Source organism: Methylopila capsulata, from assembly GCF_016907975.1.
GTDB lineage: Bacteria > Pseudomonadota > Alphaproteobacteria > Rhizobiales > Methylopilaceae > Methylopila > Methylopila capsulata.
In genome coordinates, this window is sequence record NZ_JAFBCY010000003.1 from 174354 (window position 1) to 198289 (window position 23936).

Below are 23936 nucleotides of genomic sequence, written 5' to 3' on the forward strand. Positions count from 1 at the left end.
CTTTGGCTCTGGCCGGAGCGGCGCGGGCTCACGCCGCGGGCCCGCGCGTCATTGTGCTCGACTGGGCGCTGACCGAGCTCGCCCTTCTGCTGGGGGTGACCCCTGCCGCCGTCGCTGAGGCGCCCTACTACCGCACGCGGGTTGCGACGCCGGAGTTGCCGGCGGCGGTGGTCGACGTCGGTCTCCGGTCGCAGCCGAACCTCGCACTCATCGCGAGCCTCAGACCGGACCTCATCGTCCGCCTGCGCCATTATGGGCCGCCGCAGGCCCGGCTGGAGGCTATCGCGCCCACGCTGGAGCTCTCGATCTATGACGCCGACCGGCGGCCCTACGATCGATCGCTCCAGGCGCTCGCCCGCCTCGGAGACGCCTGCGGCGCGGCGGCCGAGGCGCCGGCCGTTCTGGCGCGTCTCGACGCCACGCTCGCCCGCGCGTCCGCCCGCCTCGCCGCACATAGGGGACGTCCTGTCCTGATCGCCAATTTTGCGGACGACCGAAGGGCTGACGTGTTCGGCGAGGGCTCGCTGTTTCAGACAGCGCTTGAGCGGATCGGGCTGACGAACGCCTATGCCGGCCCGACCAATATGTGGGGCTTCTCGACGCTGGGGCTGGACCGATTGGCCCGCCTTGAGGGCGCCAGACTGGTGGCGTTGTCGCCGGGCCCTCCGGCCTCGCTGTCGCAAAGCGCTCTATGGCGGGCCTTACCGGCGTTTCATGACGTCGTGGTCCTCCCGCCCGTATGGGTCTATGGCGGCCTCGCCAGCATGGCTCGCTTCGCGACCCTGCTTGCGGATGCGCTCGAAAGCGAGAGCAGGCAGTGACGCGTTCGCTCATCGCCGCGGCGCTTTTCGCGGCGGCCGCAGCGCTGTTTGTAATGAGCGTGGCGCGCGTTCTGCCCCCCGCGGGGTGGCTCGCCGCGCTGTTGGCGCCGGACCCCGGCGACGTGTCCGCGCTGATCGCCCACTACACGCTGTTCCCCCGCGCGGCGACCGCGCTCGCCGCAGGAGCGGCGCTCGCGCTGTCCGGCCTCGTTCTGCAAATCGCGCTCGACAACCCGCTTGCGGAGCCTTCGACCACCGGCGTCTCGGCGGGAGCCGTGCTCGCGCTCGCCCTGTTTGGCTCGGCGGGGCTGGGCGGCCCAGCTCAGTCGCTGGTCGCGCTTGCCGGCGGCCTCGCGGCGGCGGGGTTCACGCTCGGGCTCGCGTTCCGCGGCGGCATGAGGCCGGCGACCATCGTGATCGCAGGCCTCGTACTGAGCTTTGCGGCGAGCGCGGCGACGACGCTGATCGCGCTTTTCAATCACGAATGGATGCGAGCCCTGTTCCTATGGAGCTCTGGCTCGCTCCGGCAGAACGACTGGTCAGCTGCGGCGAACATCGTTGCGTTCTTGGCCGTCGCGTGGCTCGCGGCCGCAGGACTGGTCCGCGCCTTCACCCTCGCCGCGCTGCGTGACGCGGGAGCCGCTTCGCTGGGCGGAAACCCAAGAGCTATTCGCACGGCGGGTCTGGCGCTCGCGGCCGGCCTTGCGGCGCTGACCACGGCCGAGGTCGGGGCGATCGCCTTCGTCGGCCTCGCCGCGCCCCATCTGGCCCGCGCGGCGGGCGCCCGCACCGTCGCCGCGCAACTGCGCTGGACCCCGATCTACGGCGCCGGGCTGCTGTGGCTGACCGACGAGGCCGTGAAGCTGATCCCGCTCGATCTGCCGACCGGGGCGGCGACCGGGCTGCTCGGCGCGCCGCTGCTGTTGGCGCTCGCCGGTCGCCTGCGCCGTCCTTCGCTTGCGCTCGCGCCGCTCTCGGCGCCGCCTCGCCGCCTACGGCCGGAGTGGGCCGCTTTGATCGTCGCCTGCGTCGTTGCTCTGGCCCTAGCGCTCTTTGTCGAGCGCACGGCGGACGGCTGGGCTCTGGCGACCGTGGCCCAGGCGTCCGACTGGCGCTTCCCACGCGCCCTTGCGGCATTCGGCGCTGGAGCGGCGATCGCTGTTGCGGGCGCCCTGCTGCAGCGCATGACCGGAAACGTGATGGCGAGCCCAGATATGATCGGCGTCAGCGCCGGCGCTGCTTTGGGCTTCCTCGCTTTGCTCTACGCCGCGCCTACGGCCGGCGCCGGAGCGCAACTCGCGGCTGGGGGGCTCGGCGCTGGGCTCGCCGCGCTCTGGACGCTCAAGGGGACTGGGCGCGGGGCCGCGCCGGAGCAGCCCCTTTTGCTCGGCATCGGCGTCGCGTCGGCCTTCACAGGCGTCGTTTCGTTTCTGCTCGCGAGCGGCGATCCTCGCATGGCGCTCGCCGTCGCCTGGCTCAGCGGCTCGACCTACATGGTCGATGCCGGACGCGCGCTGGTCATCCTCTTCGTCGCAGCCGGCGGTCTCGTAATCGCGCTGGCTCTCGTTCGCCCTCTGCAGTTGCTGCCGCTGGGACCAGCGGCGCGCTCATCGGGCTTGCGCGTTGGTCAGGCCCAGATGCTGACGCTGGCGCTCGCCAGCGCACTTACTGCAGCGGCGACGCTTGTGATCGGCCCCCTGAGTTTCGTCGGCCTTATCGGGCCCCACGCTGCGCGCAGCGCTGGGTGCCGATCACCCGCAAGCCTGCTCGCAGGATCTGCACTCATCGGAGGCGGTCTTCTCGCCACCGCAGACTGGATCGGACGGGTCGCATTGTTTCCGTATGAGATTCCAGCGGGTATCATCGCGATGCTGATTGGCGGCGCCGCTGCGCTTGTCGCTCTCTCTCGGTGAGATACTCCCCGTTTACGACTTTCGGATCGCTAGGCTACGTCGAGGTCCCCAGCCTCGTGAGACAGTCCCGCGTCGGTCGTCGCATCGTGCTGAGCGAGGCAGGCGCAGCCTTCCTCAACGAGGCTCGCGCCGTCTTGGCGCGGGCGGCCGCCGCCGAGGGTGGTCCTCGCCGACATCGCCGGCCTCAAGAAGGGATGGCTGGCGCTTGCGGCGAGCCAGACCGTCGCAAACTACTGGCTTCTGCCGCTCGTGCATCGATTCACGACCGATTATCCTGGCGTCGTGATCGCGGTCGAGATCGCCAACACCGAGCGCGTCGCGGCGCTCATACATGACGGCGAGGCCGATATCGGGATCGTTGAAGGCAAGATCGACGACCCTGCGCTCGCCGCCGTCGTGGTGGCGGAAGACGAGATGAGGCTCGTGGTCGGCAAAGATCATCCGTGGGCGGACGGTCCGCGCGGACGAGTTCAACTCGACGCGATCGGTGTTGCGGAAGCTCGGCTCAGGCACACGGTCCGTGCTGGAAGCGGTCATGAAAACCGTCGACAGCAACCTGTCGGATCTCGACGTCGCGATCGAGTTTTCATCCAACGAAGCGTTGCGCACCGCGGTCGAAGCAGGCGCAGCGGCGGCTGTCATGTCGCGGCTCGGGGCGGCGTCTTCGCTCCTCTCCGACGCGCTCGTCGAGGTCGCGATGGAGCTCGCGGCGCCGCTTCACGGCGCTCAGGCACAAGAGCCGTTACGCGACGAAGTCCTCGACCGCCATTCTTGAGACGATCGCGACCAGCTGAGGCCTAGATCGTCGTCAGACCGTGAAACGCCGAGTCGCCGTAGATGAGCGGCGCGCCGTCGCCGGTCTCGGCGTGAAGCACCCTGCCGACGAAGATCGTGTGGGTGCCTTCGTCGTGGCGGCTTTCCAGCACGCAGTCGAGGCGCGCCGCGCACCCCTCGATCAGCGGACAACCGGTCGCGCCAAGGCGGTGCGGGACCGCGTCGAAGGATTTGCCGTCGCGGCCCGCGAAATATGTCGCAAGCTCGCTTTGCGTCTCGCTCAGGAAATTGAGCGCGAAAGCCCCTCCGCGCGAGACGACGCCATGCGAGGCGCTCGACCGGTTCAGCGCCACGAGCACCAGCGGCGGCTCGGCGCTGACGCTGCAGACCGCGGTCGCGGTCATGCCGTTGACGGTCGCGCCATGGCGGCTGGTCACCACGGTGACCCCGGCCGCCAGGCGGCGCATCGCGGCCTTGAAGGCGGCCGGTTCGACGTCCGGCTCGGGCGCTGCGCGCATGACGGCCGCCGCGCTCACGGACGCGCTCCCGACGTTCCGAGACGCTCGCGCAGCGAACCGGCCCCATAGTCTATGCGGGCCCGGCCGCGCGCCTGGAGGATCGGCACGACCTTGTCGACGAAGTCATCGAACGTGTCGGGCAGGAAGGCGGGCGAGATGACGAAGCCGTCGGCCGCGCCGGAATCCACGATCGCGATCAACTCGTCCGCGACGTCCTGCGCGGTGCCGACGAGGCGCGGACACATCACGCCGCGGCCGTAGATCTTGCCGGCGTCCGCGATCGTAATCGAGCTGTCGCCTGCGATCGAGCGCAGCGCCGCAAGATTGCCCTGGCTGCCGGTGTCGGCGATCTCGTCGATCGTGGCGTCGAGCGGCAGCGCGCCGAAGTCGGCGTTGGCGTGGGCGGCAAGCGTCGACAGGCCGACGCGCGGGTCGATCAGGCTGTCGTGCAGATCTCGCTTGGCCTCTGCCTCATCGCGCGTCTCGCCGATGAACGGCATTACGGCCATCATGACTTTCGCGGCGTTGGCCGCGCGGCCGGCGCCTTCGAGCGCGGCGCGCACGTCCTTGGTGAAGGCCGTCATGCGCGTCATGCTCGGCTGCAGCGCGAAGATCACCTCCGACCAGCGCGCCGCGAAGGCCTTGCCGCGGCCCGACGAGCCGGCCTGGATGATGAGGGGACGTCCTTGCGGGCTGCGCGGGATGTTGAGCGGCCCGCGCGCCTTGAACCACCGGCCCTTGTGATTGGCGTAATGGACCTTGGACGGGTCGGCGTAGACGCCGCCCGCGCGATCGAGCACCAACGCGTCCGGCTCCCAGCTGTCCCAGAGCTTGAACGCGACCTCCATGAATTCGTCGGCGCGGTCGTAGCGCTCGTCATGGCTGAGATGCGGCACGTCGCCGAAATTGAGCGCTTCGCCATCGTTCATCGAGGTGACGACGTTCCAGGCGGCGCGGCCGCCCGAGATGTGGTCGAGCGTTGCGAATTCTCGCGCGATGTTAAACGGCGCGTCATAGGTCGTGGAGCGCGTCGCGCCGAGGCCGAGATGGTTCGTCACGGCGGCCATCGCGCCGAGGATCGGCAGCGGGTCCATGCGGGTCGCGTCCTGGTCCCCAAGACGCAGTCCCATCTCGTGGCTGTCGCCATAGCGATCCGCGATCGCCAGCCGGTCGGCGAAGAACACGAAGTCGAAAAAGCCCCGCTCCAGCGTCTTCGCGATGCCGGCATAGTGCGCGAGGCTCAGGAACGGCGTCTCGTGCGCTGGGTTACGCCAGATCGCGTGACTGTGGACAACCGGGCCCGCGACGAGAAATCCGCAAAAATGGATCGGATTTGACTTTGTCATGCACGCCTCTTGCAAGCCATGGCTTTTTATTTGATCGATTTTACTTTAGCGCCCGGATCAAGCGACATTCGAAACTCTAGTAATTGCCGTATGCAAAAACAAATTTATATTGTTTTGCATAAAGCAAATATTTGTTTATGAGGAGGATCGGCGCATAGGCCCGCGCGGCGAGGCCCGCCACGTGATTTCGGCCGTGGAGACTCCCTCGACCGTCATGCCCGGGCTTGACCCGGGCATCCGTCGTTCCGGCCGCGTCCGCGGCCGATGAATCCTTGGGTCAGGCCCGAGGATGACGGCAGAGCTTGAACGGACCGCGGCTCGTCAGCTCACCACGCCGAACGGCGTGTTCTTCCCGCCCTTGATGAGCTGCACGTAGAAGGAGCGGTTCAGCGAGTCGCCTTTCTCGTCGAAGTCGCAGGTGCAGCCGGCGCCGTTGAAATTGATGGACTTGCCCTCGCGGACCATCTTCAGCGCCTCGACGATGTCGTCGACGGGTTCGCCGGGAGGGTTGCAGACCTCGCGGACCGACTTGGTCCACACCGCCGCCTCCTGCGTCTTGGCGTGCTCCATGGCCAGCACCGTGACGCAGACCTGATCCCAGGCGTTGCCGGCGAACAGGAACACCGTGCCTTCCGGCGCGCCCATCTCCTTGACGAAGCGGGCGTAGGACGGGCTGTCGATCGGAGGTGAGGGCTGGAGGTGGTAGATGCCTTCCGCGACCTCCGGGCCGACCGCCTGCAGGAACTTGCCTTCCGCGTCGGCGCCTGTGCCGAGCGACACGACCTTCGAACTGAAGCCCCCGCGGAAGATCTCCTTGGAGATCGACACCATGTCGGTCAGCAGCGGCAGCACGAACACCGCGTCGGGCTCCGGCCCGAAGGCCTTCTCGACCTCGGCGCGGTAGGAGGCCTGGTCGGGATTGTACATGACGACGTCGACCACCTCGCCGCCGATCTTCTTCATCTCCGCCTTGAACGGCTCGACCATCGCGACGATGAAGGGGTTCTGCTGGGCCAGCACCGTGACCTTTTTGGCTCCGATCTTGTCCATCACCTTGGCGCCGGCCGGGCCCCACTGGCTGGACTTGGCCTGAAGCCGGTAGATAAGGCCTTTCGTGTCGCCCTCGGTCACGGCGTTCGCCGCGCAGGACAGCATCTGGACCTTGTTGGCCGCGAGGATCACGGGTTTGGCCGCAAGCGCCTCGGGGCTGCCCCAGAAGCCGCCCACGAGCTCGACCTTGTTGACCTCGAGCAGCTTCTTCGACGCCGCGACGCTGACGGTGGCCGACGTCTCGCTATCCTCGATGAAGAGCTTCACCTTGCGGCCGCCGAGAATGCCGCCCGCCTCGTTGACCTTCGCGACGACGAGTTCTGCAGCCTGCTTCATCGCCGGCCCGTAGGAGCCGGTCGCGCCCGAAAACGGCAGGACCATGCCGAGCGGCACGTCGCCGGCGGCCTCTTGCGCGATGGCCGGCTTTCCGAGCGCGGCCACGAGCGGAAGCGAGCCGACGCCTGCGAGGACGGTCCGGCGGTTCATCACGAATCTGCTGTCAGTCATCGGGAGCGTCCTTCTCAAAGTGACGGCGGGCTTGGGAGGTTCATGGCGGCAGCCGCGCGGCCGTCGTCGATCTGAAGGGCGTCGTTGAAGCGATTGAAGAAGCCCGCCAGCGCGATGCGCAGCGTCAGCTCGACGATCTGGGCCTCTGAAAAGCGCGACGTCAGCCGCTCGAACACGGCGTCGCGGAGGCCCCAGGGGCGGTTGGTCACGAGCGTCGCGTACTCGACGACCAGCCGATCGGTCTCGTCGAGGCCCGGATGGTCGAGGTTCGGCAGATCTCCGATCGCCTCGGTGGGGACGCCTTCGACGGCGAGCAGCGGCGCGTGGTGCGCGATGCAGTACGGGCAGGCGTTGAGCTTCGAAACGGTCACGACCGCGAGCTCGACATAGCGCAACGGCAAGTTGGACTGCCGCCGGAGCTCGATCAGCATGCCGAACAGCCCCTCAAGCGCGGCGGGCACATGCGCCATCACGGCGGCCTGATCGTGGAAATCGGCGTAGCCCGAGGCGAACCGCTCGTAGAGCTCGGCGAGATGCGGCGGCAGGCTCGAAGAAGGCAGAGGCGTCACGCGGGGCATCAGGCGGCCCTTTCGTCATTGGACAGCAGGTCGGCCGCCCGCCGCTTCGGCTCCGGGGCGAGGCCCTGCGGCCGCAGGATCAGCAGCAGCACGATCCCCGCCCCGATCAGTCCGAGCCGGAGCGCCGAGAGCTGGACGCCGTCGATGACGGTCACGAAGTCCTTGAGGAAGCGCGTGCCCTCGAGCAGCGCCATGATTGAGCAGGCGCCGATCAGAAGCCCGAAGTTCGAGCCGCGCCCGCCGGCGATCACGGCCATGAAGGCGTAGGCGGTCACGATCGGGGTGAACTGGCTGGGGTCGATGTAGGTCAGGTAGAAGGCGTGCAGCGCGCCCGCGATCCCCATCACGGCGCCGCCGACCGCGAACGCCCTCACTCTCAGCGCGAACACGTTCTTGCCGAGGGCGGCGGTCACCGTCGCGTCGTCGCGGATCGCCCGGAGCACGCGGCCGAAGGGCGAGCGGGCCATGCATTCGAGCAAGGCGAACACCACCGCGACCAGCGCCAGCGCGAACACGATGAACACCGTGTCTCCGCCGATCGCCTGCCCAAGCGACGCGAACGGCCGGGGAATGTCGGCGATGCCCAGCGCGCCGCGGGTCAACCAACCCTCGTTCAGGATGACGAGACGCACGACCTCGCCGAACCCGATCGTGACTATGGCGAGGTAGTTTTCCTCAAGCCGGATCGACAGCAGCGCGAGGCCGGCGCTCAAGATCGCCGACAGCGCGCCGGCGACCAGCATGGCCGGAAACCAGCCGATCTGCGGGGCGAGCAGCGCGGTGGCGTACGCGCCGATCGCCACGAAGCCGACGACGCCGAAATTGACGAGTCCGGCCTGGCCCCATTGGAGGTTGAGCGCGAGGCCGACAAGCGCCGCGATGGATACCAGGATCGCGATGGTGACGAGATAAGCGATCATTTGCGCGCCGCCTTAGCTCCGAGAAGCCCGTTCGCCCGGAACAGCAGCAGCGCGAGGATCACCGCGAAGCTGACGACCTGCCGGTAGTTCGTGGGGATGACGAGAGCCGACATCTCCTCGGCGACGCCAATCGTGAGCGCACCGAGCACGGCGCCGATCGGCGAGCCGAGGCCGCCGAGTATCGCGGCCGCGAAGATCGCGATCTGGTAGTTCCAGCCGATCAGCGGATCGATCGAGCGGTCGAGCCCGGCGAGGACGCCGGCAAGCCCCAGCAGCGCCCCGACCAGAACCCATGTGAGGCGAGCGATGGTCCGACGCTCGACCCCGCGGACGGCCGCGAGCGAGGCGTTGTCCGCGACCGCTCGCATGGCGCGGCCAAGCGGCGTGAAGCGCAGCAGCACGTCGACCGCGACGAGGCAGACCACCACGGTGATCGCGATGGTGATCTGCTCCTGATTGATGCGGATCCCCTCCCAGCGGATCGGGCGGGAGAGCGCGACGTCGAAGCCGCGGCTCGCGTTGCCGAAGAAGAAGCGGCAGACGTTCTCGATCATGAGAGAGACGCCCATCGATGCGACCAGCAGCGTGATCGAGCCGCGCCGACGCAAGCGCTCGAAGGCGAACTGGTCGGCGAGGAGCCCGGCGCCCGCCACCGTGACGGCTGCGATGGCGGCGGCCGCCGTCATCGGCATGCCGAGCTGGACGTTCGCGACCCACGCCGCGAAGGAGCCGAGCGTCAGCATCGCCCCGACCGCGAAGTTTGCGAATTTCAGCACGCCGAAGACGAGCGTCAGCGCGAGCGCCGGCAGAGCCAGCAGCAGGCCGGTGACGAGGCCATTGAAGAAGAGTTGCGCGGCCATCTCAGGCGACCTTCGCGAAGAAGAGGTCGCCGAGATCGGCGCCGCGCACCGCCGCGGCGGTGTCGCGCAGGCTGACCTGCCCCGCGACCAGCACTACCGCCTCGTCGGCGATCTCAAGCGCCGCCGCGACGTTCTGCTCGACGAGCAGCACAGTGACGCCGGCCGCCCGTACGCGCACGATCGCCTCCATCGTCTGAGCGACGATCTTGGGGCTCAGACCCGCAGAGGGCTCGTCGAGCAGCAGCACTTCGGGGTTGGCCAGCAGCGCGCTCGCGAAGGCGAGCATCTGGCGCTGGCCGCCTGAAAGATCGCCGGCGCGGGTCTTCAGCCGGGTGGCAAGTTCTGGAAACAGCGCCAGCACACGCTCGCGCTGCTCGGGCCCGACGCCTGCGCGGCCGCGCAGGAATTCGGTGGCGAGCTTGAGGTTCTCGCCGATGGTGAGGCTCGGAAAGACGTTCTGCTCTTGCGGCACATAGGCCATGCCGGCCGCGACGCGTTTGGCGGGCATCTCGGCCGTGACGTCGATCCCGGTGACCGAGACGCGGCCCTGGCGGATGTCGAGCAGCCCCGCGAGCGTCTTCACGAAGCTCGACTTGCCCGACCCATTCGGGCCGATGACTGCAAGGATGGTTTCAGGCGCCTGGTCGAGCGTGATCCCCCGCACGATGTCGTCGCCGCGGCCGTAGCCTGCGCGAAGCTCGCTGACGGACAACGCCGGGACCACGCTCACGCCGCCACCCCGAGATAGGCTTCGACCACGCGGCGGTCCTTGGAAACCTCCTCGAAGGTCCCGGAGACGAGGCGCTTGCCCTCGGCCATCACGTGGACACGGTCGCAAAGCTCGCCGACGAGATGCATGTCGTGCTCCACGAGGCCGAACGAGACGCCCTCGGCTTTCAGCTCGCGGATCAGCCGGATCATTTCGATTTTCAGCGGCGGCGCGACGCCAGCGCCCGGCTCGTCGAGCAGGATGAGCTTTGGCTCGAGCAGCAGAGCGCGGGCGAGATCAAGCAGCTTCTTCTGACCGCCCGAGAGTCCGCCCGAGGGGTGGTCGGCGAGCCGGAACAGGCCGACGCGGTCGAGCAGAGCCTTGGCCTTCTGGGCGTTGGCGCTCTCTTCCGCCCACCATTTGCGGCGGCCGAAGATGCTGGCGACGACGCCTTCGCCGGTCTGGAGGCGGGGCGCGACCAACAGGTTCTCGAACACGGTGAGGCTGCCGAGCTCGCGCACGATCTGGAACGTGCGCGCCATGCCGAGCGCCGGGAAACGATGCGCCGAGACCGCCGTAACGTCCCGGCCCTCGAACAGGACGGATCCCCGGTCGGCGCGAACGAGCCCGGTCATGACGTTGAGCAGCGTGGACTTGCCGGCGCCGTTCGGGCCGATGAGCCCGGTGACCTGCCCGGCCTCTAAAGCAAGCGAGCAGCCGTCGAGCGCGGCGAGCCCACCGAAGCGCTTGGCGACGTCGCGGACTTCGAGCAGCGGGCCCGCGGTCACGACGCGCGCCTCGCGAGACGCGATCCAGTCACCGCCTGGCAACTGCCCATTCCGCGAGCAAATACTGCTATAACTCTATGCATTAGCCTAATAATTATCCTGTATTATTCGACACTTCCAATCTTATTGATCGAAGATACATCAACGCAAATTTATATTGCTTTGCACAAAGCAAAATAATATTTAGCTTGCATGGCGAGACCCCTCGAAATCTCTCTGCTCCGAACCTTTGTGTTGCTGGTCGAGGAGCGCAGCGTGACGCGCGTGGCGCGTATGCTGTTCAGGACGCAGCCGGCCATCAGCCTGCAGATCAAGCGGCTCGAAGACGCCGCCGGCCGCCCATTGTTCGAAAGCGACCTCCGGCATCTGAGGCTGACGCCACAGGGCGAGACTCTGCTGCCTTACGCGCGCGCCGTGCTGAAGATGCACGACGAGGCGCAGATGAAGCTCTCGTCGGAGGAGATCGACGGCCGCGTCACGCTCGGATGCCCGGACCTCTACGCCGCCTATCTGCTGCCCGAGACGCTTGCGAGCTTCCGCCGCGCCTATCCGCGCGTCGAGGTCTCGGTGCGCTGCTCGTTGTCGCGGCAGATCGCAGCCGACATGGACGCAGGCCTGGTGGATGTGGCGATCGCGACCCGCATGCCGGGCGTCGGACCGAAGACCGGCGACGCCGCACGGCTGCGTTCGGAACGGCTGGTCTGGCTCGGCGCGGTAAACGGCGAGGCGCACCGCCGCTCTCCCGTGCCGCTCGCCATGCTGCCCGAGGGCAACCTCTACCGCGACGTCGCGCTCGCGGCTCTGAACGAGGCGGGCGTCGGCTGGCGCATCGCCTGCGTGTCGGAAAGCATCGCGGGACTTCAGGCGATGGCGCTGGCGGACGCGGCCGTGATCGTCCTGTCGGCTTCGGTCCACGTCAACGGCCTCGAGCGGTTGCCGCCTGACTCCGGACTCCCCGAACTGCCGGAGGTCGACATCATGCTCTGGCGGCGAATGCAGGGACTGTCCCAGGCCGCCGAACACTTCGCTCGCCACATCGAGCTCGGGGTTTCAGGCGCGGCCGCCGACGACCGCCAAGACGAGGATGAGACCGCCCGCAGCCCAGCCGCCGAATAGGTCAGGCGGACTTCGCTCTCCGGACGATCACGAGCGCTACGCCCGTCAGCGTCAGAGCCAGCGCCACGAGATCCTGCACGGTGAGCGCGACGCCGAGGATCGGCGCAGAAGCTAGCACGCCGACGATCGGCGCCAGCAGCGACCCTGTGGTCGCGACGATCGGGGGCAGACGCCGCACCGCGCCGAACCATGCGAGATAGCAGAGCCCCATCGGCACCGTCGCCATATAGGCCCAGGCCACGAAGCCGAGGCCGGAGAGGCGGGCGGGATGCGGCTGCTCGAAGGCGAGGCTTAAGCCGACCATCGGGACCGAGCCAAGCAGCACCTGCCATGCGGTCGACACGACGGGCAGCATCGGCCGTGTCTCGCTCGCGGCCACCGTGCCGAGCGCGAACAGGACAGCGGCCGCGAGGGACAGCAGGATGCCGGGAAGCTTGTCGCCGGACAGCGTCGCGACGCTGTCCGAGAACAGCACCAGCGTCCCGGCGAAACAGAGGCCAAGCGCCATGATCGCCCGCGCGCCCGGCCGAGCGCCACGGATTGGCCAGGCGATGAGCGTCGCCCAGAGCGGCATCGTGTAGACCAGCAGCGCGCCTTCGCCCGGCGTCAGCCAGAGCAGCGCGATGGCCGAAAAACCCATGAAGGCGAAGACGTTGGTGAAGGAGAGGACGATCAGCTTGCCCCAGGAGCCTGCGGGCACGCCGAGCCGGTCGCGCTTCAGCGCCGCATAGGCGAAGAGGGCCGCGGCCGCCAACAGGCCGGCGGAGCCACGAGAGAACAGCGGCGGCCAGTCGCGCAGAAGCAGCTTGATGATCGGCCAGTTGAGGCCCCAGCCGATCGCCGCGAACAGCAGGCAGCCGATCCCTGCGCGCATGTCGCCTGAAGCGCTGCGCGACGCGGTCGAAGTTTGAGCCTCAGCGGTGTCCGGCACGATAGCGGGCGATGCGCTCATGCAGACCGGACGGCGCCAAGGAGCGGACGAGATCCGCCAGATCGGCGTCGCGTGTGTCGGGCGTCGTGAAGGTGAGAATTCTCGCCGTCGACTCCGCCGAGAGGCCACGATGAGCCTCCAGCAGCGCCGCGGCGGTCGCCTCGAATTCGCTCTGCTCGACGACATGGGTGACGAGGCCGAGCTTCAGCGCCTCCTCCGCCGTCACCGTCTTGTTCTCAAGCAGGATCGCGCGCGCGGTGTCGGTCCCGACGAGGTTTAAAAGCCGCCGCGTGCCGAGAGCGACGCCAAAACGGAAGCCTGGAAAGCGGAACGTCGCGTTTGGAGACGCGATCCGATACGTGCAGGCGGCGGCAAGGTCTGCGCCGGCCCCGAAGGCCGCGCCGCCCACCAGCGCGATAGTCGCCACCGGCGCATAGGCGACCGCCTGCAACAGCGCCTCGATATCGACGAAGCGCTTCAGCAGATCGCCGTGACTCTGGTTCTCGACGTCGGTGAAGTCGAAGCCGCCGCAGAACACCTTGCCATCGCTCGCCAGGGCGAATGGCGACGCAGACCGGCTGGCTTCCACGACGGCTTCTCGCAGAGCCTCGACGGTCAGGTCGTCGAGGGCATTCGCCTTTTTCGGGCGGTCGATCTTGAGCGTGCGGAGCGCGCCGTCGGCTGTGATCGCGATGCTCACAGGGCTTTCGCCAAACGCCGTTCCGTCCACTCGCCCAAAACCTCGTCATTATGCTCGCCGAGATGCGGCGGCGTGCGCGTGATCTCGAACGCGTATTCGCTCATGCCGATGGGGAAGCCGACCGTCTCGGCCCTGGCCCCGTTCGGCATGCCGACCTCCTGAACCCAGCCGGCCTCGCGAACATGCGGGTCGGAGAGGATTTCGGCGAAGTCGTTGATCGGCGCGCAGGGGATGCCCTTCGCGTCGAGATCGGTCAGCCACTCCTCGGCCGTTCGGGTCGAGAAGATCGGTTGCAGGATCTTCGCCAGCGCATCCTGGTTCTTGGCTCGGAGCCCTTGGCTTGCGAAGCGCGGATCGTCCGGCAGGTCAGGTCGGCCGACGATCGCGCAGGTGTCGCGCCAGAGCTTGTCATTGCCGGCCGCAATCGTGAACGGCTTGTCGGAGCCCTGGAAGCCCGCATAGGGAGCGTTGCGCGGATGGGCCGAACCGAGCCGCTTCGGGGCCTTGCCGGTGCCGAAATATTCGCTGGTTTGGAGCGCCGAGACGCCGAGCAGCGAGCCGAGGATCGAGCAGTCGATTTGCGCTCCCTTGCCGGTCTGGCGCGCGCGCATGACGGCGGCCAGGATCACATAGCCGGCGTAGAGGCCGGTGGCGAAGTCTCCGACCGGCACGCCGCACTTCACCGGCGGACCGTTCTCCTCGCCCGTCACGCTCATCAGACCGCTCATCGCCTGCGCCGTAACGTCGAAGGCGCCTTTCAGCGCGTAGGGCCCGGTCTGGCCGTAGCCGGTGATCGAGCAGTAGACGAGGCGCGGATTCCGGGCCTTGAGCTGGCCGTAGCCGAGCCCCGCGCGCTTGAGCGCCCCGGGGCGGAAGTTCTCGATGAACACGTCGGCGTTCTCGACCAGCGCATAGAGCTTGGCGAGATCATCCTCGTTCTTGATGTCGAGCGCGACTGACCGCTTGTTGCGGTTGAGCGAGGTGAAGTTGCCGGAATAGACGTCGTCGGCTCCGCCGTCGCCCTGATGCAGCGGCGGCCAGCCGCGCATGCCGTCACCGCCGTCCGGACGTTCGACCTTGACGACGTCGGCCCCGAGATCGGCGAGCAGCATTCCTGTGAAAGGGCCGGCCGCGATCTGCGCGAATTCCAAGACGCGCAGGCCTTCGAGCGGCTTGGGGAGCATCGAGGCCGCGCTCATGCCGCCACCCTCTCGTCGAGCGCCGCATAGGCCCCACGGTGATAGAGCAGCGGCTCGCCGCCGTGGATGTGGACCTTCTCGACCTGGCCGATGATGATCGTGTGGTCGCCGCCCAGGCACATCTCGGCGAGGCTGCATTCGGCCGCGGCCAGCACGCCGGAAATGATCGGGCTGCCGTTCTCGCCGGCGACGTAATCGACCTCGGCGAATTTGTCCGCGCTCTTCGAGGCGAAGACCCGCGAGACCTCGGTCTGGCCCTTGGCGAGGAAATGGATCGCGAACTTGCCGCTCGAGAGCACCGCGCCCAGCGTGTTCGACTTGTGGTCGAGGCAGATGAGGAACAGCGGCGGCGTCAGCGAGAGCGACGTCACGGCGTTGATGGTGACGCCGGCGAGCTCGCCTTCGCTGCTCTTCGTGGTGACGACCGCGACGCCGGTCGCGAATTGTCCCGCGAAGGTTCGAAGATCGGTCGCGGTGATGGCCGAGGCGGACATGGGAGAACTCCTCCTGATACGGCGCGCCGTCTTGAGGCGGCGCTTCTGCGGGCCGGATTCGGGCTGTCCGATCCGGCGTTGAGGAAATGTTATTCGACGAGGATTTCGATTGAAAACGAGAGTTTTCGATCGAGTTTGTTCGACAAACTCGATGTCCGAGGAGCTGTCAGGAACCGCCTTCGAGCGCCGCATAGGCGCCGCGGTGATAGAGCAGCGGCTCACCGCCATTGACGGTCGTGGCCTTCACCTCGCCGACGACGATGGTGTGGTCGCCTATGGCGGTGATCCGCAAGACGACGCATTCGGCAGCCGCCAGAACGCCATGGATGATCGGGCTTCCGGTCTCGCCGATCGCATGGCCGACGCCCGAGAACTTGTCGGCCTGCTTCGAGGCGAAGACGCGGGAGATGTCTGATTGGTCCTTCGTCAGGAAATGCAGCGCGAAGGCTTTGGCCTCGCGCACGAGGCCGAGCGTGTTCGAGCCGTTGTCGAGGCAGACGAGATAGAGCGGCGGATCGAGCGAGAGCGAGGTGACGCCGGTGATGGTGACGCCCGATTTCTCACCCTCGGGTCCGCTTGCGGTCACGACCGCGACGCCGGTCGCGAACTGGTCGGCGAAGCTGCGGAAGTCGGACGGGCTGACGGCCGGCTCTTCGTCCGCCGGGACGGACGCCCCGGCGGAGACCTGCGCGTCCATGTCAGGCCGCGGCCGCAAGCGGCGTGTCGAGCCGTAGTCCGGCCTGGCGCATCAACGGCAGCACGCGCTCGCCGAAAAAGGTCAGGTCGGGGATGAAGTCGTAGAAATTGACTTGCACGCCATCGATGCCGGCCGCCTGCAGCCGCTTGAAGCCGTCGACCACCTGCGCCGGCGTGCCAACGATGTGGACGTTGCCCCCGACGGTCCAGTCGTCCTTGGTGGCCCCGCGCCACGACGCCTGATCGCCGCCCGTGAACGTCTGGTAGAAGTTCTGGGCCGCGACGGGATCGGCGTTGTTCAGGATCGAATGATACTGCGCCCAGGCCTCTTCCTCGGTCTCCTGGCAGATGACGTGCGGGTTGAGCAGGATCTTTACGTCGCGCCCCATGTCCTTTGCGGCGGCCTTGATCTTGGCCGTATGCGCGGGAAGCGCCTCGCAGGCGCGGTCGAGATTAGCCCCGGCCGGGCTTGTCACGAAGATCAGGTCGGAGTGCTTGACCGCATAGGCGAGCCCCGCTCCGGACGAGGACGCGTTGACCAGGATGCACTTTGCGCCCGCGGGCTTCGGGGCGATGAAGGCGTCGTTCATCTTATAGAACTGGCCGTGATGGGTGAGGTTTTCGTCCTCGGCCCAAAGCCGCTTCATCATGGTCACGAACTCGTCGGCCATGACGTAGCGGTGGTCGTGCTCGATCTGATCGAGCCCGAACATTTCGAACTCGCTCTTCTTGTAGCCTGTCACCATGTTGAGGCCCCAGCGCCCCCCGCTCATCTCGGAGATGGTGGCGCCGAACTTGGCCAGATGCAGCGGGTGCCAGCCGTAGAGGATGTGCACCGTCGAGACGAGCAGGATTCGCTTGGTGATGGCTGCGAGGCCAGCCGTAACGAGCAGTGGGTCGGTGGCGTTCTCGCGGAACTTCATCTCGCCGCCATATCCGCCCTTGCCCATCCATTGCGCGAGGCCGAACACGAGGTCGAAGCCGAGATTCTCGGCCATGACCGTGCAACGGGCGTTGTAGTCGAACGTCCAGGACGTCTCGCGCGGTGCGAGCGATGGGCTCCAGGCGCCCTGCTGGATCGGCAGGAATAGGCCCAGCATCATCGGCTGCCGCAGGGCCGCGTCGAGCGGCGAGAGTGTGTCGGTCATGAAGTTCTCCATGCGTCGCGCTCAAAAGCAGCGGCGCTTTCCGGTCGGCCGGGGCGTTCAACGAGCCTAGGCGTCAGCTTTTTCGATTGAAAACGAGAGTTTCCGATCAGTTTTCTTCGAGAAATTCGATGCGGACAAAGGCGCTGGCGGTCGACGGGGACGCCGTCGACCGCCAGCCTGACGCGACCTGTCAGACCGTCTTTGGACGGACGAGCGTTGAGGGCGCGGATGTCGGGGCGGACGCTGAGTCGTCCTCCCGGTCCCAGCCTTCATCGGTCGCGTAGTCGGTTTTCGAGCGATCCTTCAGCAGCATCGCGGACACGAGGCTTATGGCCGCGATCACCGCGATGTAGACGCTGAGAGCCGTCGAGGTGCCGTAGGTGTGCAGCAGGTAGGCGCAGATCAGCGGAGCCGGTCCGCCCGAGGTCAGCGAGGCTAGGTGGTACCCGATCGAGGAGCCCGAATAGCGCACGCTCGGCGGGAAGCTCTCGGTCGTGAAGGCCGCGAGCGGCGCCCACTGCATGTCGTGGATCGGGATCGAGATGACGATCGCGAAAATCACCAGCGCCGGGATCTTGCTGTCGAGCATCCAGAAGTAGGGGAACGCGAAGGCGAGCATCGTCGCCGCCCCGATCACGTACATCCGCTTGCGGCCGATTTTGTCCGACGCCCAGCCGAAGAACGGATTGGCGAAGAGCGAGAACACGCAGGCGACCAGCACGCAATTAAACAAGAACTGTCGTTCAAAACCGAGCTGCTTCGTGCCGTAGGACAGTAGGAACGTCGTGAAGATCACGAACGGCGCCTGCTGGCCGGTGCGGATAAGGCAAGTCAGGAGGATCTGCTTCCAGTAGCCGCGGATGGCCTCCATCACCGGCGCCTGGGCGAGCTTGTTCTCCTTCTGCATCTTCTGGAACACCGGCGTCTCGAGCACGCCAAGGCGGATGTACAGCCCGGCGCCGATCAGCACGGCGCTGATCAGGAACGGGATTCTCCAGCCGATGCGTTCGAACCAGGCGGCGTCGCCGAACTGGGCCGTGAGCGTCAGCGCGCCGACCGCCATCAGCATGCCAAGCGGAGAGCCGAACTGCGGCCAGCTGGCCGCGAGGCCGCGGCTCTTGTTGAACTTCGACCATTCGGTCGCGACCGCGACCGCGCCGCCCCATTCGCCGCCGACGCCGATGCCCTGGAACACGCGAAGGACCACGAGCCCGACTGCGCCCCAAACGCCGATCGTTTCGTAGGTCGGCAGCAGGCCGATCATCACGGTGCTGACGCCCATGAGAAGCAGCGTGACGACGAGCGTCGTCTTGCGGCCGATGCGGTCGCCCCAATGGCCGAACAGGATGGCGCCGAGCGGGCGCGCCACGAAGCCAACGAACATGGTGGAGAACGACAGCAACGTCGCCGAATAGGGGTCGCTCGAAGGGAAATAGAGCTTGCTGAACACCAGCGCGGCCGCGAGGCCGTAAAGATAGAAGTCGTACCACTCGATCATCGTGCCGACCGTCGACGCGATCACGGCCCGCCTTGCTTGTTTGTCCGTGTCGCCGTCAGCCACGGCTGCTGGCTGCGCTGCCATAGAGTCCTCCTCACGTCCCCGCAGGGACCGTATCCTCACCCAGGCGCCGCAGTTCTCGGGGTCGCGAGGTCGCACGAACTCAGGCCGGCGCGCGGGCGCGACGGCACAGCTTCCGGCGGCAATGCAGAAAGAACGGGCGTGCGTCTCTCATGATCAGGTCGTTCAGTCGCCTGATCTGACAAAACCTTATGATCCGAAAATTTCGATTGAAACCGATTAATTTCGATCCTTATGCTTCGGGATATTCGATGTTAGGCGTCGCTCTTCATGAACTTCCGTCAGCTTCAGACATTCGTCGAAATCGTTAGCCTCGGCAGCTTTGCTGCGGCTGCGAAGAAACTTAATGCGACGCAGTCGACAATCTCCGCGCGCATCCAAGAACTCGAACAGGATCTCGGAGTCACGCTGTTCGACCGCAGCCAGCGCAAAGCAACCGTTACAGCCAAAGGTCGTGAACTCGTCGGCTACGCCGAACGCGCGCTCGCTCTTCAGGACGACATCCGCAGGCACATCGGGCCGAGCCAGGAATTGTCCGGCCTCGTTCGGGTCGGCGTCGCCGAGTTGGTCGCCATGACGTGGCTGCCGCGTTTCGCCGCGACGCTGCGTGAGCGCTATCCCCAGGTCACGCTCGAGCTGGACATCTCGCTGACCAGCCCGCTGCGCAGTCGGTTGGTCTCTGGCGATCTCGACATCGCGTTCATTCCGGGACCGGCCTTTGACGTCGGGCTGATCACGCGCTCGCTCGGCGAGGTCCAGTTCACCTGGATGGCGGGAAAAGGTTTTCCTCTTGGCGAACGACCAATGGTCGCGTCGAATTTCGCCGAACTGCGCATTCTGTCGCTCGGCGAGAATTCGGTTCATTTCGAAACCGTGTCGTCATGGCTGGCGGAGAGCGGCTCGACCCAGCGGCCGGACCTCTGCAACTCCATGACGGTGCTGGCGATGCTGACCGCCGCGGGCGTCGGCGTGAGCCTCCTGCCACCGATGTGCTACGCGTCCGAACTCGCCTCTGGCGAACTCGTGATCGTGCCGTCCAGCCCCAAACCACCGAGAATGCCGTTCTCGGTGGTCTACAAGGCCCGCAAGATGACGGCGTTGCAATCCGCGATCGCGGAGCTTGCGGCGGAGGTCAGCACATTCGATCCCACAGAGCCGAACGCTTGAGATCCTGCTCGCGGCGTTCGCGGCGGCCAGGATCTCCGAACATTCACCGTGGCGCGAAAGGGATTTCGAGAACGCCGGTTCCCTTGGCTTTCTTCGGCGGATGCGTCGCGCCAGATAATCGGGGATTACCTTGCGGTCCTCGCCCTCGAGCTTCCGGCATCCCGTGCTTGTCGGGCATGAGCGTCATGGTCTTGTCCCACCGCTCCCGGCTCATGGCCCGCGCCGCCACCAGCTTGTAGGCGTGGCAAGCCGAGCACATGCCGAAGGCCTCGTCCCAGCCGGGGCCGGCCGGAAACTGTTCGGCGCTTTCCTCCGCGGGCCGTCGATTGCGCCATGGTGGGTCCCGGCGCGCCGAGCATGAGCGCGGCAGCGAAAAAGGCGTCGCGGTATCGCATCGGCTCAGCCCACCATCACCGCGATGCGATGCTGCGCGTCGCCGCCATAGCCCTGCGGGTTCCAGTTGGTGGCGAGCGTCGGTTGGGTCTTGCCGTTCGCGTCGGTCGCCCGCGCAAAGACCTCGAAATAACCCTCCTATGGAAGCGTCACGTCGAGCGTCCAGCGGTTTCAGTCGTAGCGGTTCTTCACCGGCGTGAGCTTGGCCTCGATCCAGGTCTGGCCGCCGTCGATCGTGACGTCGGTGCGCTTGACGGGCACGTCCCACCCCAGGCGACGCCGCACAGCTTCAACCCACGCGCCCCGGCGGGCATCTGGGTTCCGTTCGCAGGCGAGGTCGTCGCCGCCCGGATCGGCGTCGACTCCAGGATCTTGAACTTCACGCCGTCGCCCTTCGAGCCGGGGATCAGCGGCTGCTCGGGCATACCGTAGTAGCGGCCAGTCATGCCCTGCCCGTCATGCTCCTTGTCGCGCAGCGTGATCCGCGTCAGCCACTTGTGAGAGGCCGACGCCGGCCAGCCGGGCACGACGAGGCGCAATGGGCCGCCATGGATGTTGGGCAACGGCTCGCTGTTCATGGCGAAGAGCAGCGTGTGCTCCTCCATGGCCTTGGCGACCGAATGCTCTCCGGGGTCAACGTCCGCACCTGTCAGGCCTACGCGGCCGACCGGACCCAGCCGACGCGGAAGGAGAAGGGCGGACGCGCCGCCCGTCCAGGACGCGCTCGCCGCGACCTTAAGGATCTCCGAGCCGCCATCGCTCACCGCGAAGACAAAGGGCTTCATCCGACAGTCGGGTAAGTGCTTGATTTGAAATGGTAGGCCCGGCCGGACTTGAACCGACAACCAGACCGTTATGAGCGGTCGGCTCTAACCAATTGAGCTACGGGCCCCCGGCGCAGACATACGCCACAGCGGGGCGTTTTGTCATCGGCCTGATGAGGGAGCCGGAGCGACGCCGGCAACGCCCTTGTTCCACGCGTCACCACATCAATTTGTTGTTTCGTGTGGATTTACGTTGACTTTAAGCCGACGCCACGAGAGGAACGTCGACGTGCGCCGCGGCGGGCGGCGCGCGAGACCTTTCCACGGCAGGGCGCGCGCATGGCGGATTTCCCGACTCAGGCTCAGATCGTCATCGTCGGCGGCGGCATCATCGGAGCCTCCACGGCCTACCACCTGGCGAAGCTCGGCCTGAAGGACGTCGTGCTGCTGGAGCGGCACAAGCTAACCTCCGGCTCGACCTTCCACGCCGCCGGCCTCGTCGGGCAGCTGCGCTCGAACGCCAACATCACCCAGCTGCTCGGCGAAAGCGTGAAGCTCTACCAGACGCTGGAGCAGGAGACCGGGCTCGCCACCGGGTGGAAGATGAACGGCGGCCTGCGGCTTGCGTGCACGCAGGAGCGCTGGACCGAGGTGAAGCGGCAGGCCACGACCGCGCGCTCCTTCGGCCTCGAGATGCACCTGCTGAGCCCGCAGGAGGCGCAGGACCTCTGGCCGCTGATGGACGTCTCCGACGTCATCGGCGCGGCCTTCCTGCCGACCGACGGCCAGGCCAACCCCTCCGACATCACCGGCTCGCTCGCCAAGGGCGCGCGCATGCACGGCGCGCGCATCCTCGAGGACACGGAGGTGACGGGCTTCCGGATCGCGAACGGCCGCGTCACGACCGTCGAGACCGACCGCGGCCCGATCGCCTGCGAGATCGTGGTGAACTGCGCGGGCCAGTGGGCGCGCAAGGTCGGCCGCATGGCGGGCGTCAACGTGCCGCTCGTCTCGGTCGAGCACCAGTACATGATCACCGACCGCATCGAGGGGGTGACCTCGACGCTGCCGACTCTGCGCGATCCCGACCGGCTCACCTACTACAAGGAGGAGGTCGGCGGGCTGGTCATGGGCGGCTACGAGCCGAACCCGATCGCGTGGGGCCTCGACGGCTTCCCGAAGGGCTTCAACTTCCAGCTGCTTCAGTCGAACTTCGATCACTTCGAGCAGTTGATGGAGCTGGCGCTCGGCCGCGTGCCGGCGCTGGAGACAGCGGGCGTCAAGGAGCTGATCAACGGGCCGGAGAGCTTTACCCCCGACGGCAACTTCATCCTCGGACAGGCTCCGGAGCTGACGGGCTTCTTTGTCGGCGCCGGCTTCAACGCCTTCGGCATCGCCTCGGGCGGCGGCGCGGGCAAGGCGCTGGCGGAGTGGATCGCCGGCGGCCGCGCGCCCTACGATCTCGCGCCCGTCGACATCCTGCGCTTCGGCCGCAATCATCAGGACGTGGCCTGGGTGCGCGAGCGCACGCTGGAGGCCTACGGCAAGCACTACACCATCGCCTGGCCGCACGAGGAGCACGCAAGCGGCCGGCCGCTGCGGCGCTCGCCGCTCTACGACCGGCTGAGGGCGCAAGGAGCGGTGTTCGGCGAGAAGCTCGGCTGGGAGCGGCCGAACTGGTTCGCTCAGCCCGGCGAAGAGGCCAGGGATCGCTACACCTTCGGCCGGCCGAACTGGACCGACGCGGTCGCCCGCGAGCACGCCGCGGTGCGCGAGGCGGTCGGCCTGTTCGACCAGACCTCCTTCGCCAAGTTCCGCATGGTGGGCCGCGACGCCGAGGCCGCGCTGTCCTGGCTCAGCGCCGCCGACCTCGCCTACGCGCCGGGGACGATCACGGTCGCGCCGATGCTGAACGCCCGCGGCGGGGTCGAGTGCGATCTCACCGCGGTCCGCGTCGCGCCCGACGACTACTACCTGGTCGCCGGCACGGGCGCGGCCACCAAGGACTTCGACTGGCTCCGCCGGAACACGCCCCAAGGTCTCGACGCCCACCTGATCGACGTGTCCTCGGCCTACGGCGTGCTCAGCCTGATGGGCCCGAACGCGCGGCGCACGCTGGAGCGCGTCTGCTCCGACGACGTCTCGAACGACGGCTTCCCGTTCGCCCGCGCCAAGAGAATCAACGTCGCCGGCGCGCCGACGCTGGCGCTGCGCGTCACCTATGTCGGCGAGCTCGGCTTCGAGCTGCACCTGCCGGTCGAGTTCACCGCCACGGTCTACGACGCGCTGATGGCGGCGGGGGCGGACCTCGGGATCGCCAACGCCGGCTACCGGGCGATCGAGACGCTGCGGCTGGAGAAGGGCTACTGGGCGTCAGGTTCCGACGTCGGGCCGGACCACACCCCGTTCGAAGCCGGATTCGGCTGGGCGGTCGCGCTCGGCAAGACCGCCGACTTCCTCGGCCGCGACGCGCTGCGCGCCGCGCAGGGCCAGCGACTGAAGAAACGGCTCGCCGGATTCACCGTCGACGACCCGTCGATCGTGCTGCTCGGCCGGGAGACGATCTACCGGAACGGCGAACGGGTCGGCTGGCTCTCGAGCGGCGGGTTCGGGCACACTCTCGGCAAGCCGATCGGCTACGGCTACGTGCGCCAGCCGGAGGGCGGCCTCGACGAGGCCTTCGTCCTGTCCGGCGCCTACGAGCTCGACGTCGCCACCGTGCGCGTGCCGGCGACGGTCCATCTCGCGCCGCTGTACGATCCCGAGATGCGGCGCATGCTCGCGTAACAGGCGCGTGATCGGCCGGGGCGCCGCAGGACGAGGCGCCCCGAGCTGAATTGCCCTGCGCGCGAACTTTTTTCTTCGGAAGAAAGCCTCGGACGTCAACAGAAACCCTCGTCCGGTGTGGAGTTTCCTTCCCTCTGGCATCGAACCTGCATTACGCTGCTGGCCAAGTCCGGACGTC

Annotated in this window: 21 protein-coding genes, 1 tRNA gene and 1 pseudogene; 6 read left to right on the plus strand and 17 right to left on the minus strand. The window is 67.2% G+C overall.

All coding sequences use genetic code 11. From position 1 onward, the window contains the following. The first annotated feature begins 2 nt into the window (after positions 1–2). The 3 genes and pseudogenes from JOD31_RS12090 (at position 3) to JOD31_RS12100 (ending at position 3509) form a co-directional block, all read left to right on the plus strand. Positions 3–821, plus strand: a complete 819-nt coding sequence (locus JOD31_RS12090; protein WP_204950609.1) for an ABC transporter substrate-binding protein — start codon at positions 3–5, stop codon at positions 819–821. Further along, a complete protein-coding gene (locus JOD31_RS12095) occupies positions 818–2734 on the plus strand; it encodes an iron ABC transporter permease (protein WP_204950610.1) in 1917 nt (638 codons plus the stop codon). The genes JOD31_RS12090 and JOD31_RS12095 overlap by 4 nt, the downstream gene beginning before the upstream one ends. Before the next feature lie 159 nt (positions 2735–2893). Then, positions 2894–3509, plus strand: a pseudogene (locus JOD31_RS12100) (LysR substrate-binding domain-containing protein). A gap of 22 nt (positions 3510–3531) precedes the next feature. Here JOD31_RS12100 and JOD31_RS12105 read toward each other — a convergent pair. The 8 genes from JOD31_RS12105 to JOD31_RS12140 form a co-directional block, all read right to left on the minus strand. Then, on the minus strand, positions 3532–4044 hold the full coding sequence (locus JOD31_RS12105) for a flavin reductase family protein (RefSeq protein WP_204950612.1): 513 nt from the start codon (positions 4042–4044) through the stop codon (positions 3532–3534). Next, positions 4041–5372: an LLM class flavin-dependent oxidoreductase gene (locus JOD31_RS12110; protein WP_204950613.1), complete on the minus strand. Its 1332-nt coding sequence runs from the start codon at positions 5370–5372 to the stop codon at positions 4041–4043. Before JOD31_RS12110 ends, JOD31_RS12105 begins: the two co-directional genes overlap by 4 nt. 321 nt (positions 5373–5693) lie before the next feature. Next, positions 5694–6929 carry an ABC transporter substrate-binding protein gene (locus JOD31_RS12115; protein WP_204950614.1) on the minus strand — a complete coding sequence of 412 codons (1236 nt, stop codon included), beginning with the start codon at positions 6927–6929 and terminating at the stop codon, positions 5694–5696. Positions 6930–6943: 14 nt separating this feature from the next. Next, entirely contained in the window at positions 6944–7507 is a 564-nt protein-coding gene (locus JOD31_RS12120) for a carboxymuconolactone decarboxylase family protein (protein ID WP_204950615.1), read from the minus strand. Continuing rightward, positions 7507–8427, minus strand: coding sequence for a branched-chain amino acid ABC transporter permease (locus JOD31_RS12125; protein ID WP_204950616.1), 921 nt, complete (start codon positions 8425–8427; stop codon positions 7507–7509). The genes JOD31_RS12120 and JOD31_RS12125 overlap by 1 nt, the downstream gene beginning before the upstream one ends. Further along, positions 8424–9287 (minus strand): branched-chain amino acid ABC transporter permease, encoded by an 864-nt coding sequence (locus JOD31_RS12130; RefSeq protein ID WP_204950617.1) that lies wholly within the window; start codon positions 9285–9287, stop codon positions 8424–8426. The genes JOD31_RS12125 and JOD31_RS12130 overlap by 4 nt, the downstream gene beginning before the upstream one ends. Position 9288: 1 nt before the next feature. Beyond that, the gene (locus tag JOD31_RS12135; protein ID WP_204950618.1) at positions 9289–10017 is read right to left on the minus strand and encodes a branched-chain amino acid ABC transporter ATP-binding protein; all 729 of its coding nucleotides are present in this window, start codon (positions 10015–10017) and stop codon (positions 9289–9291) included. Further along, positions 10014–10784: an ABC transporter ATP-binding protein gene (locus tag JOD31_RS12140; protein ID WP_271206177.1), complete on the minus strand. Its 771-nt coding sequence runs from the start codon at positions 10782–10784 to the stop codon at positions 10014–10016. Before JOD31_RS12140 ends, JOD31_RS12135 begins: the two co-directional genes overlap by 4 nt. A 192-nt stretch (positions 10785–10976) precedes the next feature. Between JOD31_RS12140 and JOD31_RS12145 the strand changes: the two genes are divergently transcribed. Continuing rightward, complete coding sequence (locus JOD31_RS12145; protein ID WP_204950619.1) at positions 10977–11900, plus strand: LysR substrate-binding domain-containing protein; 924 nt, start codon at positions 10977–10979, stop codon at positions 11898–11900. Between the two features lies 1 nt (position 11901). Here JOD31_RS12145 and JOD31_RS12150 read toward each other — a convergent pair whose 3' ends face one another. The 7 genes from JOD31_RS12150 to JOD31_RS12180 all read right to left on the minus strand — a co-directional run bounded on the left by JOD31_RS12150 (position 11902) and on the right by JOD31_RS12180 (position 18590). Next, positions 11902–12774, minus strand: a complete 873-nt coding sequence (locus JOD31_RS12150) for a DMT family transporter (RefSeq protein WP_204950620.1) — start codon at positions 12772–12774, stop codon at positions 11902–11904. 40 nt (positions 12775–12814) lie between these two features. Beyond that, positions 12815–13531, minus strand: coding sequence for an enoyl-CoA hydratase/isomerase family protein (locus tag JOD31_RS12155; RefSeq protein WP_204950621.1), 717 nt, complete (start codon positions 13529–13531; stop codon positions 12815–12817). Further along, positions 13528–14730, minus strand: a complete 1203-nt coding sequence (locus JOD31_RS12160) for a CaiB/BaiF CoA transferase family protein (RefSeq protein ID WP_246482485.1) — start codon at positions 14728–14730, stop codon at positions 13528–13530. The genes JOD31_RS12155 and JOD31_RS12160 overlap by 4 nt, the downstream gene beginning before the upstream one ends. Next, positions 14727–15224: a flavin reductase family protein gene (locus JOD31_RS12165; RefSeq protein WP_204950622.1), complete on the minus strand. Its 498-nt coding sequence runs from the start codon at positions 15222–15224 to the stop codon at positions 14727–14729. Before JOD31_RS12165 ends, JOD31_RS12160 begins: the two co-directional genes overlap by 4 nt. Before the next feature lie 166 nt (positions 15225–15390). Then, entirely contained in the window at positions 15391–15921 is a 531-nt protein-coding gene (locus JOD31_RS12170; protein ID WP_204950623.1) for a flavin reductase family protein, read from the minus strand. A 1-nt stretch (position 15922) separates the two neighbouring features. After that, positions 15923–17068 (minus strand): LLM class flavin-dependent oxidoreductase, encoded by a 1146-nt coding sequence (locus tag JOD31_RS12175; protein WP_246482486.1) that lies wholly within the window; start codon positions 17066–17068, stop codon positions 15923–15925. A 190-nt stretch (positions 17069–17258) separates the two neighbouring features. Continuing rightward, the gene (locus tag JOD31_RS12180) at positions 17259–18590 is read right to left on the minus strand and encodes an MFS transporter (RefSeq protein WP_271206178.1); all 1332 of its coding nucleotides are present in this window, start codon (positions 18588–18590) and stop codon (positions 17259–17261) included. A 327-nt stretch (positions 18591–18917) separates the two neighbouring features. Here JOD31_RS12180 and JOD31_RS12185 point away from each other — a divergent pair, with 327 nt between their 5' ends. Beyond that, complete coding sequence (locus tag JOD31_RS12185; RefSeq protein WP_204950626.1) at positions 18918–19814, plus strand: LysR family transcriptional regulator; 897 nt, start codon at positions 18918–18920, stop codon at positions 19812–19814. A gap of 581 nt (positions 19815–20395) precedes the next feature. On the opposite strand, the gene JOD31_RS12190 is transcribed toward JOD31_RS12185, so the two are convergent. Next, on the minus strand, positions 20396–20992 hold the full coding sequence (locus tag JOD31_RS12190; protein WP_204950627.1) for a molybdopterin-dependent oxidoreductase: 597 nt from the start codon (positions 20990–20992) through the stop codon (positions 20396–20398). Between the two features lie 30 nt (positions 20993–21022). Continuing rightward, positions 21023–21099, minus strand: a tRNA-Ile gene (locus tag JOD31_RS12195). A 211-nt stretch (positions 21100–21310) separates the two neighbouring features. Here JOD31_RS12195 and JOD31_RS12200 point away from each other — a divergent pair. Then, entirely contained in the window at positions 21311–23758 is a 2448-nt protein-coding gene (locus JOD31_RS12200; RefSeq protein ID WP_204950628.1) for a GcvT family protein, read from the plus strand. Positions 23759–23936: the final 178 nt, after the last annotated feature.

Coding starts and splice junctions, on each gene's coding strand:
- JOD31_RS12185 (WP_204950626.1), top strand. CDS start 18,918: ATGAACTTCCGTCAGCTTCAGACATTCGTCGAAATCGTTAGCCTCGGC.
- JOD31_RS12125 (WP_204950616.1), bottom strand. CDS start 8,427: ATGATCGCTTATCTCGTCACCATCGCGATCCTGGTATCCATCGCGGCG.
- JOD31_RS12200 (WP_204950628.1), top strand. CDS start 21,311: ATGGCGGATTTCCCGACTCAGGCTCAGATCGTCATCGTCGGCGGCGGC.
- JOD31_RS12165 (WP_204950622.1), bottom strand. CDS start 15,224: ATGTCCGCCTCGGCCATCACCGCGACCGATCTTCGAACCTTCGCGGGA.
- JOD31_RS12170 (WP_204950623.1), bottom strand. CDS start 15,921: ATGGACGCGCAGGTCTCCGCCGGGGCGTCCGTCCCGGCGGACGAAGAG.
- JOD31_RS12145 (WP_204950619.1), top strand. CDS start 10,977: ATGGCGAGACCCCTCGAAATCTCTCTGCTCCGAACCTTTGTGTTGCTG.
- JOD31_RS12120 (WP_204950615.1), bottom strand. CDS start 7,507: ATGCCCCGCGTGACGCCTCTGCCTTCTTCGAGCCTGCCGCCGCATCTC.
- JOD31_RS12175 (WP_246482486.1), bottom strand. CDS start 17,068: ATGACCGACACACTCTCGCCGCTCGACGCGGCCCTGCGGCAGCCGATG.
- JOD31_RS12130 (WP_204950617.1), bottom strand. CDS start 9,287: ATGGCCGCGCAACTCTTCTTCAATGGCCTCGTCACCGGCCTGCTGCTG.
- JOD31_RS12160 (WP_246482485.1), bottom strand. CDS start 14,730: ATGAGCGCGGCCTCGATGCTCCCCAAGCCGCTCGAAGGCCTGCGCGTC.
- JOD31_RS12110 (WP_204950613.1), bottom strand. CDS start 5,372: ATGACAAAGTCAAATCCGATCCATTTTTGCGGATTTCTCGTCGCGGGC.
- JOD31_RS12190 (WP_204950627.1), bottom strand. CDS start 20,992: ATGAAGCCCTTTGTCTTCGCGGTGAGCGATGGCGGCTCGGAGATCCTT.
- JOD31_RS12150 (WP_204950620.1), bottom strand. CDS start 12,774: ATGCGCGCAGGGATCGGCTGCCTGCTGTTCGCGGCGATCGGCTGGGGC.
- JOD31_RS12115 (WP_204950614.1), bottom strand. CDS start 6,929: ATGACTGACAGCAGATTCGTGATGAACCGCCGGACCGTCCTCGCAGGC.